Source organism: Rhizobium sp. WYCCWR 11146, assembly GCF_013591995.1.
Lineage (GTDB): Bacteria > Pseudomonadota > Alphaproteobacteria > Rhizobiales > Rhizobiaceae > Rhizobium > Rhizobium indicum.
Window position 1 is genome coordinate 571382 of record NZ_JACCEY010000024.1, and the last position, 15537, is coordinate 586918.

Here is a 15537-nt window from a genome sequence, read left to right on the forward strand (position 1 = left end):
AGGGTCGGATGAGGGGGCTGCACGGCTCCCCTTCATCATTGCCCTTCGCTTACGCTCAGCGCATTCGCGGCTTTGCCGCTCACCCCCCCTCAACCGCCTGCCGGCACCTCTCCCCGCTGGGGAGAAGAGATTCGTGGCACCGCAGCGCTCCCTTTTGCCGGCGGAAGAGAGGGACAGGCGGCACCGCGCGGCCTCCGGCTTGACTGCGACATCGGCCCAGCTTGCCGCTGCCGCGCTTTCCTGAAATAGATGCGCCGTCAGGTGCCCGCCGATAAGGCGGGAGAATCGGGAATCCGGTGCAAGACCGGAACGTGCCCAACGCTGTAAGGCCGACGCTTGCCGCTTCATCATGCCACTGGCCTTTTGCCGGGAAGGCTGCGGCAGACGGATGACGCCGAGTCAGAAGACCGGCCTGGCAAGATAGACCGATCCGCGCGGACAGCGGGGCGGTCGCGTTGTTGGGGATTTGACGATGCGACCCTTTGATGAGGATGCCCTTTCGGCGGCGTCCGGTTTTTCCTTGGCCGAACGCGAGGCCGTCTATCACGCGATCATGACGCGGCGCGACGTTCGCAGCCAGTTCCTGCCCGATCCCTTGCCTGATGATGTTGTGCAGCGGCTGCTGACGGCCGCTCACCACGCACCATCCGTCGGCTTCATGCAGCCGTGGAATTTCATTCTGGTGAAAAGTGCCGCTGTCCGGACGCGCATCCAGGACGCGTTTGCGAGGGCCAACGAGGAGGCGGCGCTGATGTTCGAAGGCGAGCGGCGGCAGGCCTACCGATCGCTCAAGCTCGAAGGCATCGTCGAGGCGCCGCTCGGCATATGCGTGACCTGCGATCCTACCCGCAGCGGCAGCGTGGTGCTGGGGCGCACCCACAATCCGAAGATGGATTCATACTCGACCGTCTGCGCCATCCAGAATCTCTGGCTTGCGGCACGGGCGGAAGGGGTCGGCATCGGCTGGGTCAGCATTTTTCGTGAAGGCGACCTGAAAACCATTCTCGGCATACCCGAGCATATCGAAGTGGTCGCCTGGCTCTGTGCCGGTTTCGTCGACCGGCTCTATGAGGAGCCGGAACTCTCCGTCAAAGGCTGGCGGCAGCGGCTACCGCTCGAGGAACTCGTCTTTCATGATGGATGGGGACTGAACACCTAGAGCGCATCGCGTTCTTTCGATGCCAATATCGCCGACGCCGTGCGAGGCCGAGATATCTTTATTCCTGACCTTCATATCGATACGCTGAAGGCGAATCCCGGAATTGGATATTCGGCTATCGGCGGCTCAATCGGAGGATAACGGCCCAATGAACATGATCGACTTGAAGGAGCGCATCATCGTGATCACAGGCGGTGCGCGCGGCATCGGCTACGCTATCGCAGAGCGCGTCATCCAGTCTGGTGGCAAGGTGGCCATCTGGGACCTGAACGAAAACATGGCCAAGGACAGCGCTTCCGCTCTCGGATCTGGCACGGTCGCTTTCGGCGTCAACGTCGCAGATCCCGTATCAGTGAAAAACGCGGCGGCGACGACCGAGGAGATTTTTGGCCGTATCGACGGCCTCGTTAATTCCGCCGGGATTACCGGTCCGGTAAAGCCCACGATCGAATACGATGTCAGTGAGTGGACAGACGTCGTCGATGTCTGCCTCACGGGAACCTTCAATTGTTGCCGGCACGTCGTTCCGGTCATGTTAAAGCGCGACTATGGGCGGATTGTGAACATCTCCTCGGTTGCGGGCAAGGAAGGAAATCCGAACATCGCTGCCTACAGCGCAGCGAAAGCTGGTGTGCTGGGCTTCACCAAGTCGCTTGGCAAGGAACTCGCAAAGACAGGAATCGCCGTGAACGCGGTAACGCCAACCACGGCAAAGACACCTATATTGGACGGGCTGACATCCGAGTTTATCGAATATATGCGCGTCCGCATTCCGCGCGACCGTTTCGTCGAACTTGGTGAGATCGCTTCGATGGTCGTCTGGCTGCTCTCCGAGGAGAACTCCTTCACGACCGCATCGACGTTCGACCTGAGCGGCGGTCGTACGACCTACTGACCATGCTCAAGCGACCCGCATTAACATCCCGCCGCACGTTCACGTGACATCGCCGTCATCTCATGCACCCTGGCACAACGCCGCTATGGCTCCGCCACCGCAGTTCCAGCTGTTCAATCACTGCTGCTGTTGCGGCTGCGGGCCCGGTGTTGCCGGATTGGCGAGGTCGATCGAGCCCTGATCGCCGGCCAGAAACTGCGGGCCGACCTGACGGACGCGGTTCTGCGTCGGATCGTAGGGGCGCTCGGGGACGGATGGTTGCGGCGCAGCTGCCGCGGCATCCTTCGCCGGGGGATTGGTGCGGATGGTGGTGATCGAGCCCTGCTGCGGCGGTTCGCTTACCGCCTGCTTGCCGCGCATCTCCTCATAATAGGCTGTAAGATTGCAGGCGCAGGAGGATTTTTCCCCGGGCGTGCGGTTCTTGTAGGCAAAGGCATTTTTCATGGCGCTGTAGGGAGTGCCCGTTGCGACCGAGATCATGTTCGAGGCTTCGGTGCTCGTCACGTCACGATAGAACAGTTCGGTCTCGACGCCTGGGCACATCTTGGCGCAGGTCTGGGCGTCGCGGCCGAAATCGACCGACGTGGCGTTCGAGCTGATCGGGAAGAAGCCGCCGTCGCAGCTGCGCACGCACATGGTGCTGACCGGGGAGAGCATCTCCGCCCGTGGCACGCCGTAACGCGGATCGATCTCTTCACCGCCGAGCGGAATGAAGGTATCGGTGCGCATCGCCTGTTCCTCGACGCTCGGAGCCGGCTCGTTGGCGCTGCGATCGCTCGGGGCATAGAAGTTTTCGCTGTTGCAGCCATTGTGGTCGAGGGCGGCGATCAGTTCGCGGCGCGTGCCGTCAGCGGCGCCATTCTGGCCGGCCAGCTCGTTGCGGCGGTCCTGGAGATAGCGGATATTGTCGATCATGCGGGCTTCGGACTGCGAGAGTTCGGCGCAATAATCGGCATTCTCGCTGCCGATCACGACCATGCTGCCTGAGGTGCAGCCATTGCTGCGCAGCTCGTTGCGAACTTTGCGCAGCTCGAGGTTCTGCTCGGCCATGGCGCTGGAATATTGGCGGGCTTCCGGGCCGTTGCCATTGCCGATCGATCGCGGCAAGTCGGCGAGGCGGCCGCGCAGGTCCTCACAGACGGCGCTGCTTTGCGCGGCGGCAGGCGCCGCAAAGGCAAGGAGAAGGGCAAGAGACAGGTTTCGGCGTTTCACGGCGTCGTCCCGGAATGAGCAAAGAATCGATCGGTCGATTGCGGCCTCGATCGCCGCGGGTTTCTCTTAGGGTATTTCTCTTAATAAGCTGGGATAAATTCCTACCGTATTTTCGCGATTTTATCCAGCGGACCGCCAGAGACCCAATGTTCGATTATGAAGAGGCTGCCGATGGTAATCAACGAGGCCACGTGCTCCACTCCAATCTCCTCAGTCGCTTGGGGAACGTACTCATATCCGGACGTCGAAAATGACAGGTATTGCCAACGAACTCAGCTCCCCCGCAACGACAGTCGGGCTGCCGGAAACCCAGCACGGCTTCCACGTCTTCGTGGACGGTTGTTATGAACCCGGTTCTGGGCACGGAGGCTGGGCATTCGTCGTTTATCGCGATGCGGCGGAAATCGCGTCCGGCTTCGGTGGCGCCGAAGATTCCGCCAATAATTCGATGGAATTGACCGCCGTGCTCAGGGCGGCAATCTGGATCAACAGCGAGGCAAGCGGCGAGCCTGTCACCATCTGGTCCGATTCCGTCTACGCCGTCAAAGGCTGCAACAGCCGGCGACATATCTGGAGGAACAACGGCTGGAGGAAAGGCAACCCCAATGGGAATGCTCGAAACCGAACTATCGCCAATGCGGAACTCTGGAAAGCGGTCGATCTTCAATTATCCCAGAAGCCGCTCATCGCCATTGCCTGGTGCAAGGGCCACTCCGGCATTGCCGGTAACGAACGCGCCGATGCGCTTGCGGATAAAGGGCGCCTGTCGATACGGAGTGCCTGATACGGCATGAGGACATGTCTTGGAGCCAAAGGATTTTATCCCGGGCCTGATATCTGCTGCATATCAACCGGCTGCAGATGCTCGGGACAAGCCCGAGCATGACGAAAGGGAGTTGGCCGACTTTGTCAGCAGCCTGAACTGGCTCAAGCCGGCTGCGATGCCTCCACAACCGCCAGTGCCGCCATATTGACGACGCCGCGGGAGGTGACCGAGGGAGCGAGAATATGGGCGGGCAGGGCGGTGCCGAGCAGGATCGGGCCGACATGCAGGCCGTCGGTCATCGACTTGACCACGCCGAGGGTGATGTTGGCGGCATCGAGGTTTGGGAAGACCAGGAGGTTCGCCTCATCGTGCAATGTCGTGTCCGGCATGACGCGCTTGCGCAGTGCTTCGGTGATGGCGCTTTCGCCGTGCATCTCACCGTCGACCTCGAGGTCGGGCGCGGCTTCGCGCACGAGCTGCAGGGCGTTGCGCATCTTCGTGGCGCTTTCGGACTCACGCGAGCCGAAATTGGAATGCGAGACCAGGGCGGCGCGCGGGGTGAGGCCGAAACGGCGGATTTCCTCGGCCGCCAGCACCGTCGCCTCGGCGACCTCCTCGGCAGTCGGATTGAAGGTGACATAGGTGTCGGTGAAGAAGGTGGCGCCGCGCTGCGAGATCATCAGGCTGAGTGCGGAGAAATCGCGGACATTCTTGCGCTTGCCGATGATCTGGCGGACGTCGCGCAGGTGCTTTTCGTAGCGGCCTTCGAGGCCGCAGATCAGCGCATCGGCCTCTCCGCGCCTCAGCGCCAGTGCGCCGATGACGGTGGTGTTGGTGCGCACGATCGTGCGGGCCGCTTCCGGGATGACGCCACGCCGGCCGACGAGGGAGAAATAGAGATCGACATATTCGCGGAAGCGCGGATCGTCTTCCGGATTGATGACCTCGAAATCCTGCAGCGGGCGGATGCGCAGGCCGTAGCGCTTCAGGCGCGTCTCGATGACTTGCGGGCGGCCGATCAGGATCGGTTCGGCAAGGCCTTCTTCGAGCAGCACCTGGGCAGCGCGCAGCACGCGCTCGTCCTCGCCTTCGGAAAAGATGACGCGCTTGCGCTCGGCGGCCTTGGCCGCGGTGAAGATCGGCTTCATGACGAAGCCGGAGCGGAAGACGAAGCGGTTCAACTGGTCGAGATAGGCGTCGAAATCCTGGATCGGGCGGCGTGCCACGCCGCTCTGTTCGGCGGCTTTGGCGACTGCAGGCGCGATGCGCAGGATCAGGCGCGGATCGAAGGGCGAGGGGATGAGGTAGTCCGGGCCGAAGACCGGAGTCTCACCGGAATAGGCACGCGCGGCAACGTCGGATGGCTCTTCGCGGGCAAGGGCGGCGATGGCGCGCACGGCCGCCATCTTCATTTCCTCGTTGATCGTCTCGGCGCCGCAATCGAGCGCGCCGCGGAAGATATAGGGGAAGCAGAGGACGTTGTTGACCTGGTTGGCGAAATCCGAGCGGCCGGTGCAGATCATCGCGTCGGGGCGGGCGGCACGGGCAAGATCGGGCATGATCTCCGGCGTCGGATTGGCGAGCGCCATGATCAGCGGCTTGTCGGCCATCTGCGCCAGCAGCTCCGGCTTCAGCACGCCGGCGGCGGAAAGGCCGAGGAAGACGTCGGCGCCACCGATATTTTCGGCGAGCGTGCGCGTATCGCTCTTCTGCGCGTAGATGGATTTCCATTCGTCCATCAGCTCGACCCGGCCCTCATAGACGAGGCCTTCGAGGTCGTGGACCCAGATGTTTTCGCGCTTTGCCCCGAGAATGACCAGCAGGTTGAGACAGGCAAGTGCGGCAGCACCGGCGCCGGAGGCGACGATCTTGATGTCGGCGATGTTCTTGCCGGCGAGTTCCAGCCCGTTCAGGATCGCAGCGGCGACGATGATCGCCGTGCCGTGCTGATCGTCGTGGAAGACGGGGATCTTCATCTTTTCGCGCAGGCGCCGCTCGACCTCGAAACATTCCGGCGCCTTGATGTCTTCGAGATTGATGCCGCCGAAGGTCGGCTCCAGCGAGGCGATGGTCGAGACCATCTGGTCGACGCCTGCGGCGTCGATCTCGATATCGAAGACGTCGATGCCGGCGAATTTCTTGAAGAGCACGGCCTTGCCCTCCATGACCGGTTTGGAGGCAAGCGGGCCGATATTGCCGAGGCCAAGCACGGCGGTGCCGTTGGAGATGACGGCGACGAGATTGGCGCGCGAGGTATATTCGGCCGCCATTTCGGGATTGTCGCGAATGGCAAGGCAAGGGGCGGCAACGCCGGGCGAATAGGCGAGCGCCAGGTCGCGCTGGTTGCCGAGCGGCTTGGTCGCCTGGATCTCCAGCTTGCCGGGGCGGGGATAGCGGTGGAAGAAAAGTGCCTGCTCGTCGAGATCGCCGCTCGTCAGGTTCTTTTCCGTCTTCGATTTTTCCGGGTGATCCATCGCCGCCTCCGTGCACGTCTTTTGAGCTCCCTCCATACATCAATCGGATACGGGCGACAGTATGGAAATGGGGGATGGGAGAAGTTTTCGCGAGGTGGGCGGGGGTATACTGTGTGGCACCCCCCTCTGCCCTGCCGGGCATCTCCCCCACAAGGGTGGAGATCGGCAAGCGGTTGGATCATCCGTTCCTCTCTGCAGCATCGAAATAACTTTACGGCAGTTGTTTGGGGAAGCCGCCGCGCCCATCCGATCTCCCTCCTTGTGGGGGAGATGCTCGGCAGGGCAGAGGGGGTACCCCAGGGCACTTCAGATTGGGCTGACGTATCGTCATCACGGGACTAATCCCTTTGGGAAACTTGTTTGACGACTTCAACAAGCGCAAAATGCCGGCCGCGACGGTGCGGGGCGCTGGTCGCATGGAGGAAATCATGGACAATTTGAACCTGACGACCCTGCAAAAGGGGCAGACGATGGTCAATGACGTGGCCATCGATGCCTTAGCCGCCGGATTTCGCGGCAGTCTCCTGACCAGTAAAGACATGGATTACAACGAGGCGCGGGCGATCTGGAATGCGATGATCGACCGGCGGCCCGGGCTTATTGCGCGATGCGCGGGTGCCGCCGATGTCGTGCGGGCGGTGCGGTTTGCACGCGACAACAATCTGCTCGTTTCGGTGCGTGGCGGCGGGCACGGCATCGCCGGCAATGCGGTCTGCGAGGGCGGTGTGGTCATCGACCTGTCGGCGATGAAATCGGTGCGGGTCGATCCGCAGACGCGGCGCGCCAGGATCGAGCCGGGCGCCACGCTTGCCGATGTCGACCAGGAAACGCTGGCCTTCGGGCTGGTGCTGCCGACCGGCATCAATTCGACGACCGGCATTGCCGGCCTGACGCTCGGCGGCGGCTTCGGCTGGCTGACCCGCAAATTCGGGCTGACGCTGGATAATCTGCTTTCGGTTGATGTAGTGACGGCCGACGGCGAACTGGTCAAGGCGAGCGAAAAGGAAATGCCGGACCTCTTCTGGGCGCTGCGCGGCGGCGGCGGCAATTTCGGCGTCGTCACTTCTTTCGAATTCCAGCTCAACCCTCTCAACACAGAGGTTCTCGCTGGGCTCGTCGTGCATCCCTTCGCCGATGCGGAAAAGGTGCTGAGGGGATACCGGCAGGCGCTGGATGCTGCACCCGATGAGCTGACCTGCTGGGTGGTGATGCGCCAGGCACCGCCGCTGCCGTTCCTTCCGGCCGAATGGCACGGCAAGGAGATCGTGGTGCTCGCCATGTGCTATTGCGGAGACATCGCGGCGGGCGAAAAGGCAACGTCTCGATTGCGCGCGATCGGAAATCCCATTGCCGACGTCGTCGGCCCGGTGCCGTTCACCGGCTGGCAGCAGGCATTCGACCCGTTGCTCACGCCCGGCGCACGCAATTACTGGAAGAGCCAGGATTTTGCATCTCTCCCCGATGTCGCGATCGAGGTTCTGCTTAATGCCGTGCGCAGGCTGCCCGGCCCGGAATGCGAGATCTTCATCGGTCATGTCGGCGGTGCGGCTGGCCGCGTGGCCACCGAGGCCACCGCATTTCCGCAACGCAGTTCGCATTTCGTCATGAATGTGCATGCGCGCTGGCGGGAGACCGGGATGGATGGAAGCTGCATAGGCTGGGCACGGGATCTGTTCGAGGCTACCAAGCCGCATTCGGTCGGCACCGCCTACATCAACTTCATGCCCGAAGACGAAGGTGATCGCGTCGAGACTGCCTACGGCGCCAACTACGCTCGCCTTGCCGAGATCAAGCGGCGCTACGATCCGAACAATCTGTTCCGGATGAACCAGAATGTTAAACCGATGGCGGCAGTGCGAGCTGCCTAGCCCGACCATCCCCGCGCTCGGGTGATATAGCCGGGCGCGGGATGAGACGCCAATTGCTTGTCACCCCTCGGTGAGTTCGATCAATTCACGCAGTAGAACCGCGTCGTCGGACGCGGCATGGTCGTCAGGCCGTAAAACATGGGCAAGCCATGCGCCGTCCGCCGCCAGGCGAACGATCTCCAGCCGCATTCCCATGTCGGTTTCGGCGTGCCTGACCAGCCGGTCATTCATCCATCTGTGCCAGAGGCTCTTGGAGTAGGGGTCGGCGAGCACCGTCATCGTCTGCGCCGACCACGGGCTGTTGGCAAGGGCTCGGTCGGCAAACAGGGTGCGGACATAGGCGCGGGTGAATGTGCCATGGCCGCCCTTATCCTTTTCAAGCTCCTCGTCGATCTCGCGGTCGAGGCTTTCCATCATGCCGTCGAACACGGCCTCTATAAGAGCCTGCTTATTGGGGAAGTGATGAAACAGCCCTCCCTTGGTCACGCCGGCTGCGCTGGCGACTGCCTGCAGGCTGACGGCGGCCAGGCCATGCTCGAGCGCCAGCTTCCTGGCGCAATCGAGAAGAGCCTGCCGCACGACATCCGGCTGTTTCTTTCTGTTGCGGGGGCTATCTACCAATGCATGACCTGTGTTCGAGATAAGCTACGCGCCGAGGCGCCTGAGAAGATCAGTATCACTCCTGGGATCGCCGGGCCATGGGAGTTCCGATCATGATAATGCTATCATACCAACCGGTAGGTATCTTGCAAAGCAAAAAAAGATCGACTATCTGTCGGCCGAGGAGGCCCGCCGAACGTCATTTCGGCGGGCTGTGCTTTTTTGGACCCCAGCGGGACCAGCAGGAAGGCTAATGAACATGCTTTTTCGAACGAAATCATTGCGTTATACGTTTGTCCTGGCGCTGATATTCGGTGCCGGCCTGCCGGCTTACGCCCAGGAAGGCGGCGCGATGCCGCCAGCAGCCGTCGGCGTCCTGACGCTCAACGCGCGTCCGGTTCCCGTTATCAGCGAATTGCCCGGCCGCATTGCCGCGACGCGCGTTTCCGAAGTGCGGGCCAGGGTTTCCGGCATCCTGCAGGAACGGATCTTCGAGCAGGGCAGCCTCGTTCATCAGGGCGATGTGCTCTACCGGATCGATCCGGCGCTTTTCCGGGTCCGCGTGGCCAGTGCGGAAGCAAGCCTCGATCGCGCCAGGGCGACGCAGCTGAATGCCCGCCAGCAGCTAGACCGGCAGAAGTCGCTGCGCGACCGCGATGTTGCAAGCGGTATCGAATATGATGCGGCCGCCGTCGCCCTTGCGCAGGCCGATGCCGATATCGCGCTGGCGCAGGCGGCGCTCGACGAAGCGAAGATTAATCTCGGCTATACCGAAGTTCGCGCGCCTATATCAGGCATCATCGGTGGCGCGCTGGTGACGGAAGGCGCGCTGGTGACGGCCGACGCCGGCGACGCGCTGGCGATGATCCAGCAGATCGACCCAGTTTATGCCGACTTCATGCAATCCTCCGGAGACCTGCTGGCGCTGAAGCGGGCGGTCGAGAACGGCAGCCTCACGTCGACCGAACCAGGCAAGGCCGACATCAAGCTCGTCTTTGATGACGGCACGGTCTATGGCGAAGCCGGTAAGCTGCTCTTCAGCAGTGCCAGCGTCGATGCGACGACCGGGCAGGTCACCCTTCGCGGTGAATTTCCCAATCCGAAGGGCGACCTGCTGCCGGGTCTTTACATCAGGGTCCGCATCGAACAGGCCGTCCGTGAGAAGGCGATCCTTATCCCGCAGCGCGCCGTCATCCGCACGGCCGACGGCAAGGCGCAGGTCTATGTCGTCCAGGAGGGAGACGTAGCACAGCCGCGTGACGTGGAGCTCGGTCAATCCTTCGGCAATGAATGGGTGGTCGAAAGCGGCCTGTCACCAGGTGAGCGTCTCGTTGTCGACGGCGGCCAGAAGCTGCAGCCGGGCGCAAAGGTCGCCCCGGAAGAGTGGCGGAATGGCCAGCTCGCGTCCGGTGACGCCAAGAAGCCGGAGTAAGATCGATGGCACGTTTCTTTATCGATCGCCCGATCCTTGCCTGGGTCTTTGCGATCTTCATCTCTCTCGCCGGCCTGATCGCTCTACCGTTCCTGCCGGTTGCGCAATATCCAAAGGTCGCGCCGCCGCAGCTCAGCATCACCACCAGCTATCCCGGCGCGTCGCCGCAGGACATTTATCAGGGCGTTACTCGCCAGATCGAAGAAGAGCTGAACGGCGTCGAGCACCTTTCCTATTTCGAGTCGACCTCCGATACCTCAGGCGCAATGACGATCACCGCGACCTTTGCGGCCGGCACCGATATCGACCAGGCCTCGGTCGACGTTCAGAACGCCATCCGCCGCGTCGAACCGCGGCTGCCGCAATCCGTCAAGGATCAGGGCATCACCGTTGAGGAGGCGTCCTCAGGCTTCCTGATGTTCATCTCGCTGACCTCGACGGACGGGAAGACCGACGAGGTGGCGCTCGGCGACTATCTCAACCGAAACGTCATCGGCGAGCTGCGCCGTCTCGAAGGCGTCGGCCGCGCCCAGCTGTTTGCGTCGCAGCGGGCGATGCGCATCTGGATCGATCCCGACAAGATGGTCGGCCTGAACCTGACAGCATCCGACATCAGCGCGGCGATATCGGCGCAGAACGCCCAGGTCGCAGCTGGCCAGATCGGCGCAGCGCCCAATCCGATCTCGCAGGACCTGACGGCGACGGTGCTGGTGAAGGGGCAACTGACTGACATCAAGGAGTTCGGAGACATCGTGCTGCGCGCCAATGCCGACGGATCGAACGTCAGGCTGCGCGATGTCGCGCGCATCGAAGAGGGCAGCGAGAGCTACAGTTTCTCGACCCGCTTGAACGGGCAGCCGAGTGCCGCCATCGCCATCCAGCTGTCGTCGACGGGCAATGCCGTCAATACCTCCAACCTGGTCAAGGCGAAGATGGAGGAGCTGTCACGCTTCTTCCCTGATGGCGTTGAATATTCCGTTCCCTATGATACCAGCCCGTTCGTCTCGGCATCGATCGAGGAGGTGGCGCATACACTCGCAGAAGCCGTCGCGCTCGTCTTCGTCGTCATGCTCATCTTCCTGCAGAGCTTCCGCTACACCATCATTCCGACGCTCGTCGTGCCCGTCGCGCTGCTCGGGACGCTTGCTGTCATGTTTGCCGCCGGCTTCTCGATCAACGTGCTGACGATGTTCGCGATGGTGCTTGCCATCGGCATTCTGGTCGACGACGCCATCGTGGTGGTGGAAAACGTCGAGCGGTTGATGGCGGTGGAAGGGCTGTCACCGAAGGAAGCGACCAAGAAGGCGATGCGGCAGATCACCGGCGCGATCCTCGGGATTACGCTGGTTCTCTCCTGCGTCTTCGTGCCGATGGCGTTCTTCCCGGGTTCCACCGGCATCATCTACCGTCAGTTCAGCCTGACCATGGTCGTATCCATCCTGTTTTCGGCCTTCCTGGCGCTGTCGCTGACCCCGGCGCTTTGCGCCACCTTCCTGAAGCCGATCAAAGGTCATCACGAGAAGAAGGGTATCGCCGGCTGGTTCAACCGCAACTTCGACCGGCTGACCGGCCGTTATGCCCGAACCGTCGAGGGACTGGCCAAGCGCTCCTGGCGGGTGATGGCCGTCTATGTCGCGCTGCTCATCGGCCTTGGCTACCTCTTCGTCAACCTGCCGAGCAGCTTCGTGCCGGATGAGGATCAGGGCTTCCTGATCGTCGACGTGCAGGGACCGCCGGAGGCGAGCCGCAACCGCACGGTGGCCTCGCTCGAAAGCATCGAGGCGATTTTCAAGAAAGAGCCGGCCGTTGCCAACGTCGTCGCGATCCAGGGCTTCAGCTTCTCGGGGCAGGGACCGAACGCCGCCCTGGTGTTCGTTACGCTCAAGGACTGGGCCGAACGCGGCGCCGGCAATTCGGTACAGGAGATCTCCAACCGCGCCAATATGCAGCTGTTTGGGCTGAAGGACGCCACATCCTTCGCGCTGTCGCCGCCGCCGATCGAAGGGTTCGGCACGACCAACGGCTTCACCTTCCGCCTTCAGGATCGCGGGGCGAAAGGCCAGGCGGCACTGACCGAGGCGGCGGGAATGCTGATCGGCAAGGCATCGCAGAACCCCATCATATCAGGCATCCGACCGGAGGGCATGCCTGACTCAGCCCAGCTCGTGCTCGTTATCGATCGCGAGAAGGCAAATACCTTCGGCGTCGCCTTCGCCGACATCAACAGCACGATCACCGCCAATCTCGGCTCGAGCTATGTCAACGACTTCCCGAATTCGGGCCGCATGCAGCGCGTCATCGTGCAGGCACAGGACAAGAGCAGACTTCAGGCGGAAGACCTGATGAAGCTCAATGTCCGCAATGCGAGCGGCGGCATGGTGCCGCTATCGTCCTTCGCCGTCGCCGAATGGCAGAAGGGACCGGCGCAGATCGTCGGCTATAACGGTTACCCTTCCGTACGTATCTCTGGCGCTCCGGCGCCTGGATATTCGTCGGGGGCGGCGATTGCCGAAATGGAGCGGCTGGCCTCGGAACTTCCCGACGGCTTCGGCTTCGAATGGACCGGCCAGTCGCTGGAGGAGCTGAGATCGGGATCGCAGGCGCCGTTCCTGTTCGGCCTCAGCATCCTTTTCGTCTTCCTGCTGCTGTCGGGGCTTTACGAGAGTTGGTCCATCCCGTTGTCGGTGATGCTGGTCGTGCCGCTTGGCGTCATCGGCTGCGTGCTCGCGGTGATGAGCCGCGACATGTCCAACGACATCTACTTCAAGGTCGGCCTGATCGCGATCATCGGACTATCGGCGAAGAATGCCATTCTGATCGTCGAATTCGCCAAGGACGGTTTTGCCGAGGGGAAATCGCTGATGGATGCCGCGATCGAAGGTGCCCGTCTGCGCTTCCGGCCGATCATCATGACCTCGCTCGCCTTCACTTTGGGCGTGGTGCCCCTGGCGATCGCCACGGGGCCAAGTGCGGCGAGCCAGAATGCCATCGGCACGGGCGTGCTCGGCGGCATGATCTCGGCGACGGTGCTGGCGATCTTCTTCGTTCCCGTCTTCTTCGTCTTCGTGCTGCGTCTCTTGAGGACGAAGCGGCCAGAGACTGTAAACGAGGAGGCGCCGACCGGACAGGAGCCGGCAACCGTCACGTCGCCGAGCTGAGGTGAAGAGTTGGCGGGTTGCCTTGCGCAACCCGCCGCAGACCTTTGCGGCGGTCCGATTTCAGGAATTATGCAGTCGGCTTCGGCGTGATCGTCACGTCGGCGCCATAGGCATCGCGCAATTCGCCTTCCTGTCCCGGCTGCCGGTCGGCGGCCTGATGCAGCAGGATCGACTCGTATCCTTGCGAGCGCGTCCCCTCGATCAGCGTGATATCGGCATTTCCGGGATTGTCGGAGCGCTCGAACCACTCGACAGGGCGGTGCAGGAAATTCATCTCGACCGCCCGGTTGGTGACGCCATGGCCGACGATCACGACGGTGTGGTCGCTATTTTCGGCGTCGTGCATAACTGTCTGCAGGAACAGACGCACCCGCTGGGCCACATCCGCCCGGCTTTCGCCATCCGGCGGCCGGGCGTAGAACTTGCCGCTGTTACTGCGCAGCCTCGCCCATTTTTCGAACTCCTCGGGAAACTTCTGCTTCTGTTCGGCGTGGTCATAGATTTCGGTGAAGAGACCGAAATCCTGCTCGCGCAGCAGATAATCCTCCCTGATATCGCCGACGACGCTTTCCGGCAGGGCTTCGAGCAGCGCATCCTTGCTCTGCCGGGTCCTGAGAAAGGGCGAATACCAGATCTGCAGCTTGCCGAAATCCGCGCTCGGCAATGCCTTGAGATAGGACGCGATCACGCCGCCTGCTTCGAGAGCCTGCCGATGGCCCCATCGCGTCAACGGCACGTTGTGATCGCCGAATTGGCGGTAGGCCTGTTCGTTGATGTTGCCGAGGGATTCGCCGTGGCGAACGAGAAAGAGACGCATCAGCCATCCCGCATTGTCGGATATGAATCGCCGTCATCATGAACGCCCTGAATGCACAGGGCAACCTTGTCCGCGGACCTGGCGGCGACGGGCATACTGCCCACGCGGCGACGGCCATGCGGCCACGCGGCGACGGGCATACCGCCCACGTGGGATGAACAGGTTTGCAGGGCTTTTCCCCAGCTTGTCATCTTCCTGAAACACGAGTCTGGTTTTGGAAGGTTAGATGAAAGATGGGACATGAGCGGCAGCTCGTGAAAGACATGATGGAACCCAGACATTTCCGCACGCTCTTCATTTCCGATGTCCATCTCGGCTCGAAGGCCGCGAAGGCTGACTTCCTGCTGGATTTCCTGCGCCACCACGAGGCCGATACGATCGTGCTCGTCGGCGACATCGTCGACGGCTGGCGCCTGAAGCGCAGCTGGTACTGGCCGCAGGTCTGCAACGACGTCGTCCAGAAACTGTTGCGCAAGGCGCGCAAGGGCACGCGCGTTGTCTATATTCCAGGCAATCACGACGAATTCCTGCGCGCCTTCCCGGGCATGCATTTCGGCGGCATCGAGGTTGTCGAGCGCATGATGCATGACGGCGCCGACGGCAAGAAATACCTGATCCTGCACGGCGACGAGTTCGACGTCGTGGTCCGCAACGCCCGGCTGCTCGCCTATCTCGGCGACTGGGCCTATGACACGGCGATCCGCATCAACATCATCCTGGCGGCAGTGCGCCGCCGGCTGGGCATGCCCTACTGGTCGTTCTCGGCCTGGGCGAAGCTGCAGGTCAAGCATGCCGTCAATTTTATCGGCGAATTCGAGCGCGTCGTGGCCGAGGAAGCCCGCAAAAACGGCGCCGACGGCGTGATCTGCGGACATATCCATCATGCCATCATCCAGGATATGGACGGCATCCGCTACATCAACACCGGCGATTGGGTGGAAAGCTGCACGGCGGTCGCCGAGCACGAGGATGGCACGTTCGAACTGATCACCTGGCGGGCGCTCGCCAGCAGTGTGCCGGCGCTTGCCGCCATCGAAATGCATGACGAGGGTGAGTTGGCCCCGCAGGCCGCCTGATTTTGGCGCCCGCGCTTTACAGCGCCGCGCGTCTTTTGAGACGCGCAAAGGATACCGTAGCATTTTGAAATTTTGCAGTA

At 62.1% G+C, this 15537-nt stretch carries 11 protein-coding genes and 1 riboswitch; of the genes, 7 read left to right on the plus strand and 4 right to left on the minus strand.

Features of this window, described 5'->3' with window-relative positions:
• The first annotated feature begins 242 nt into the window (after nucleotides 1–242).
• Nucleotides 243–431, plus strand: a riboswitch (cobalamin riboswitch).
• Nucleotides 432–472: 41 nt separating this feature from the next.
• Both bluB and HX899_RS22580 read left to right on the plus strand, forming a co-directional pair.
• Nucleotides 473–1159 carry a 5,6-dimethylbenzimidazole synthase gene (bluB, locus tag HX899_RS22575; RefSeq protein WP_181293441.1) on the plus strand — a complete coding sequence of 229 codons (687 nt, stop codon included), beginning with the start codon at nucleotides 473–475 and terminating at the stop codon, nucleotides 1157–1159.
• 148 nt (nucleotides 1160–1307) lie between these two features.
• Entirely contained in the window at nucleotides 1308–2054 is a 747-nt protein-coding gene (locus tag HX899_RS22580) for an SDR family NAD(P)-dependent oxidoreductase (protein WP_138389041.1), read from the plus strand.
• Between the two features lie 117 nt (nucleotides 2055–2171).
• On the opposite strand, the gene HX899_RS22585 is transcribed toward HX899_RS22580, so the two are convergent.
• Nucleotides 2172–3266, minus strand: coding sequence for a DUF2865 domain-containing protein (locus tag HX899_RS22585; RefSeq protein WP_138389042.1), 1095 nt, complete (start codon nucleotides 3264–3266; stop codon nucleotides 2172–2174).
• A 250-nt stretch (nucleotides 3267–3516) separates the two neighbouring features.
• Here HX899_RS22585 and HX899_RS22590 point away from each other — a divergent pair, with 250 nt between their 5' ends.
• The gene (locus tag HX899_RS22590) at nucleotides 3517–4050 is read left to right on the plus strand and encodes a ribonuclease H (RefSeq protein ID WP_138329270.1); all 534 of its coding nucleotides are present in this window, start codon (nucleotides 3517–3519) and stop codon (nucleotides 4048–4050) included.
• 143 nt (nucleotides 4051–4193) lie between these two features.
• Here HX899_RS22590 and HX899_RS22595 read toward each other — a convergent pair whose 3' ends face one another.
• Entirely contained in the window at nucleotides 4194–6506 is a 2313-nt protein-coding gene (locus HX899_RS22595) for an NADP-dependent malic enzyme (RefSeq protein ID WP_181293442.1), read from the minus strand.
• 428 nt (nucleotides 6507–6934) lie between these two features.
• On the opposite strand from HX899_RS22595, the gene HX899_RS22600 reads away from it, so the two are divergent.
• The gene (locus HX899_RS22600; protein WP_181293443.1) at nucleotides 6935–8374 is read left to right on the plus strand and encodes an FAD-binding oxidoreductase; all 1440 of its coding nucleotides are present in this window, start codon (nucleotides 6935–6937) and stop codon (nucleotides 8372–8374) included.
• A gap of 60 nt (nucleotides 8375–8434) precedes the next feature.
• Here HX899_RS22600 and HX899_RS22605 read toward each other — a convergent pair whose 3' ends face one another.
• Entirely contained in the window at nucleotides 8435–8995 is a 561-nt protein-coding gene (locus HX899_RS22605; RefSeq protein ID WP_138329274.1) for a TetR/AcrR family transcriptional regulator, read from the minus strand.
• Nucleotides 8996–9227: 232 nt separating this feature from the next.
• On the opposite strand from HX899_RS22605, the gene HX899_RS22610 reads away from it, so the two are divergent.
• The gene (locus HX899_RS22610) at nucleotides 9228–10406 is read left to right on the plus strand and encodes an efflux RND transporter periplasmic adaptor subunit (RefSeq protein ID WP_171598708.1); all 1179 of its coding nucleotides are present in this window, start codon (nucleotides 9228–9230) and stop codon (nucleotides 10404–10406) included.
• Between the two features lie 5 nt (nucleotides 10407–10411).
• Nucleotides 10412–13564, plus strand: coding sequence for an efflux RND transporter permease subunit (locus tag HX899_RS22615; protein ID WP_181293444.1), 3153 nt, complete (start codon nucleotides 10412–10414; stop codon nucleotides 13562–13564).
• Nucleotides 13565–13631: 67 nt separating this feature from the next.
• Here the strand turns inward: HX899_RS22615 and HX899_RS22620 are convergent, their stop codons facing one another.
• Nucleotides 13632–14381 carry a histidine phosphatase family protein gene (locus tag HX899_RS22620; RefSeq protein ID WP_181293445.1) on the minus strand — a complete coding sequence of 250 codons (750 nt, stop codon included), beginning with the start codon at nucleotides 14379–14381 and terminating at the stop codon, nucleotides 13632–13634.
• A 233-nt stretch (nucleotides 14382–14614) separates the two neighbouring features.
• On the opposite strand from HX899_RS22620, the gene HX899_RS22625 reads away from it, so the two are divergent.
• A complete protein-coding gene (locus tag HX899_RS22625) occupies nucleotides 14615–15457 on the plus strand; it encodes a UDP-2,3-diacylglucosamine diphosphatase (RefSeq protein ID WP_024321852.1) in 843 nt (280 codons plus the stop codon).
• Nucleotides 15458–15537: the final 80 nt, after the last annotated feature.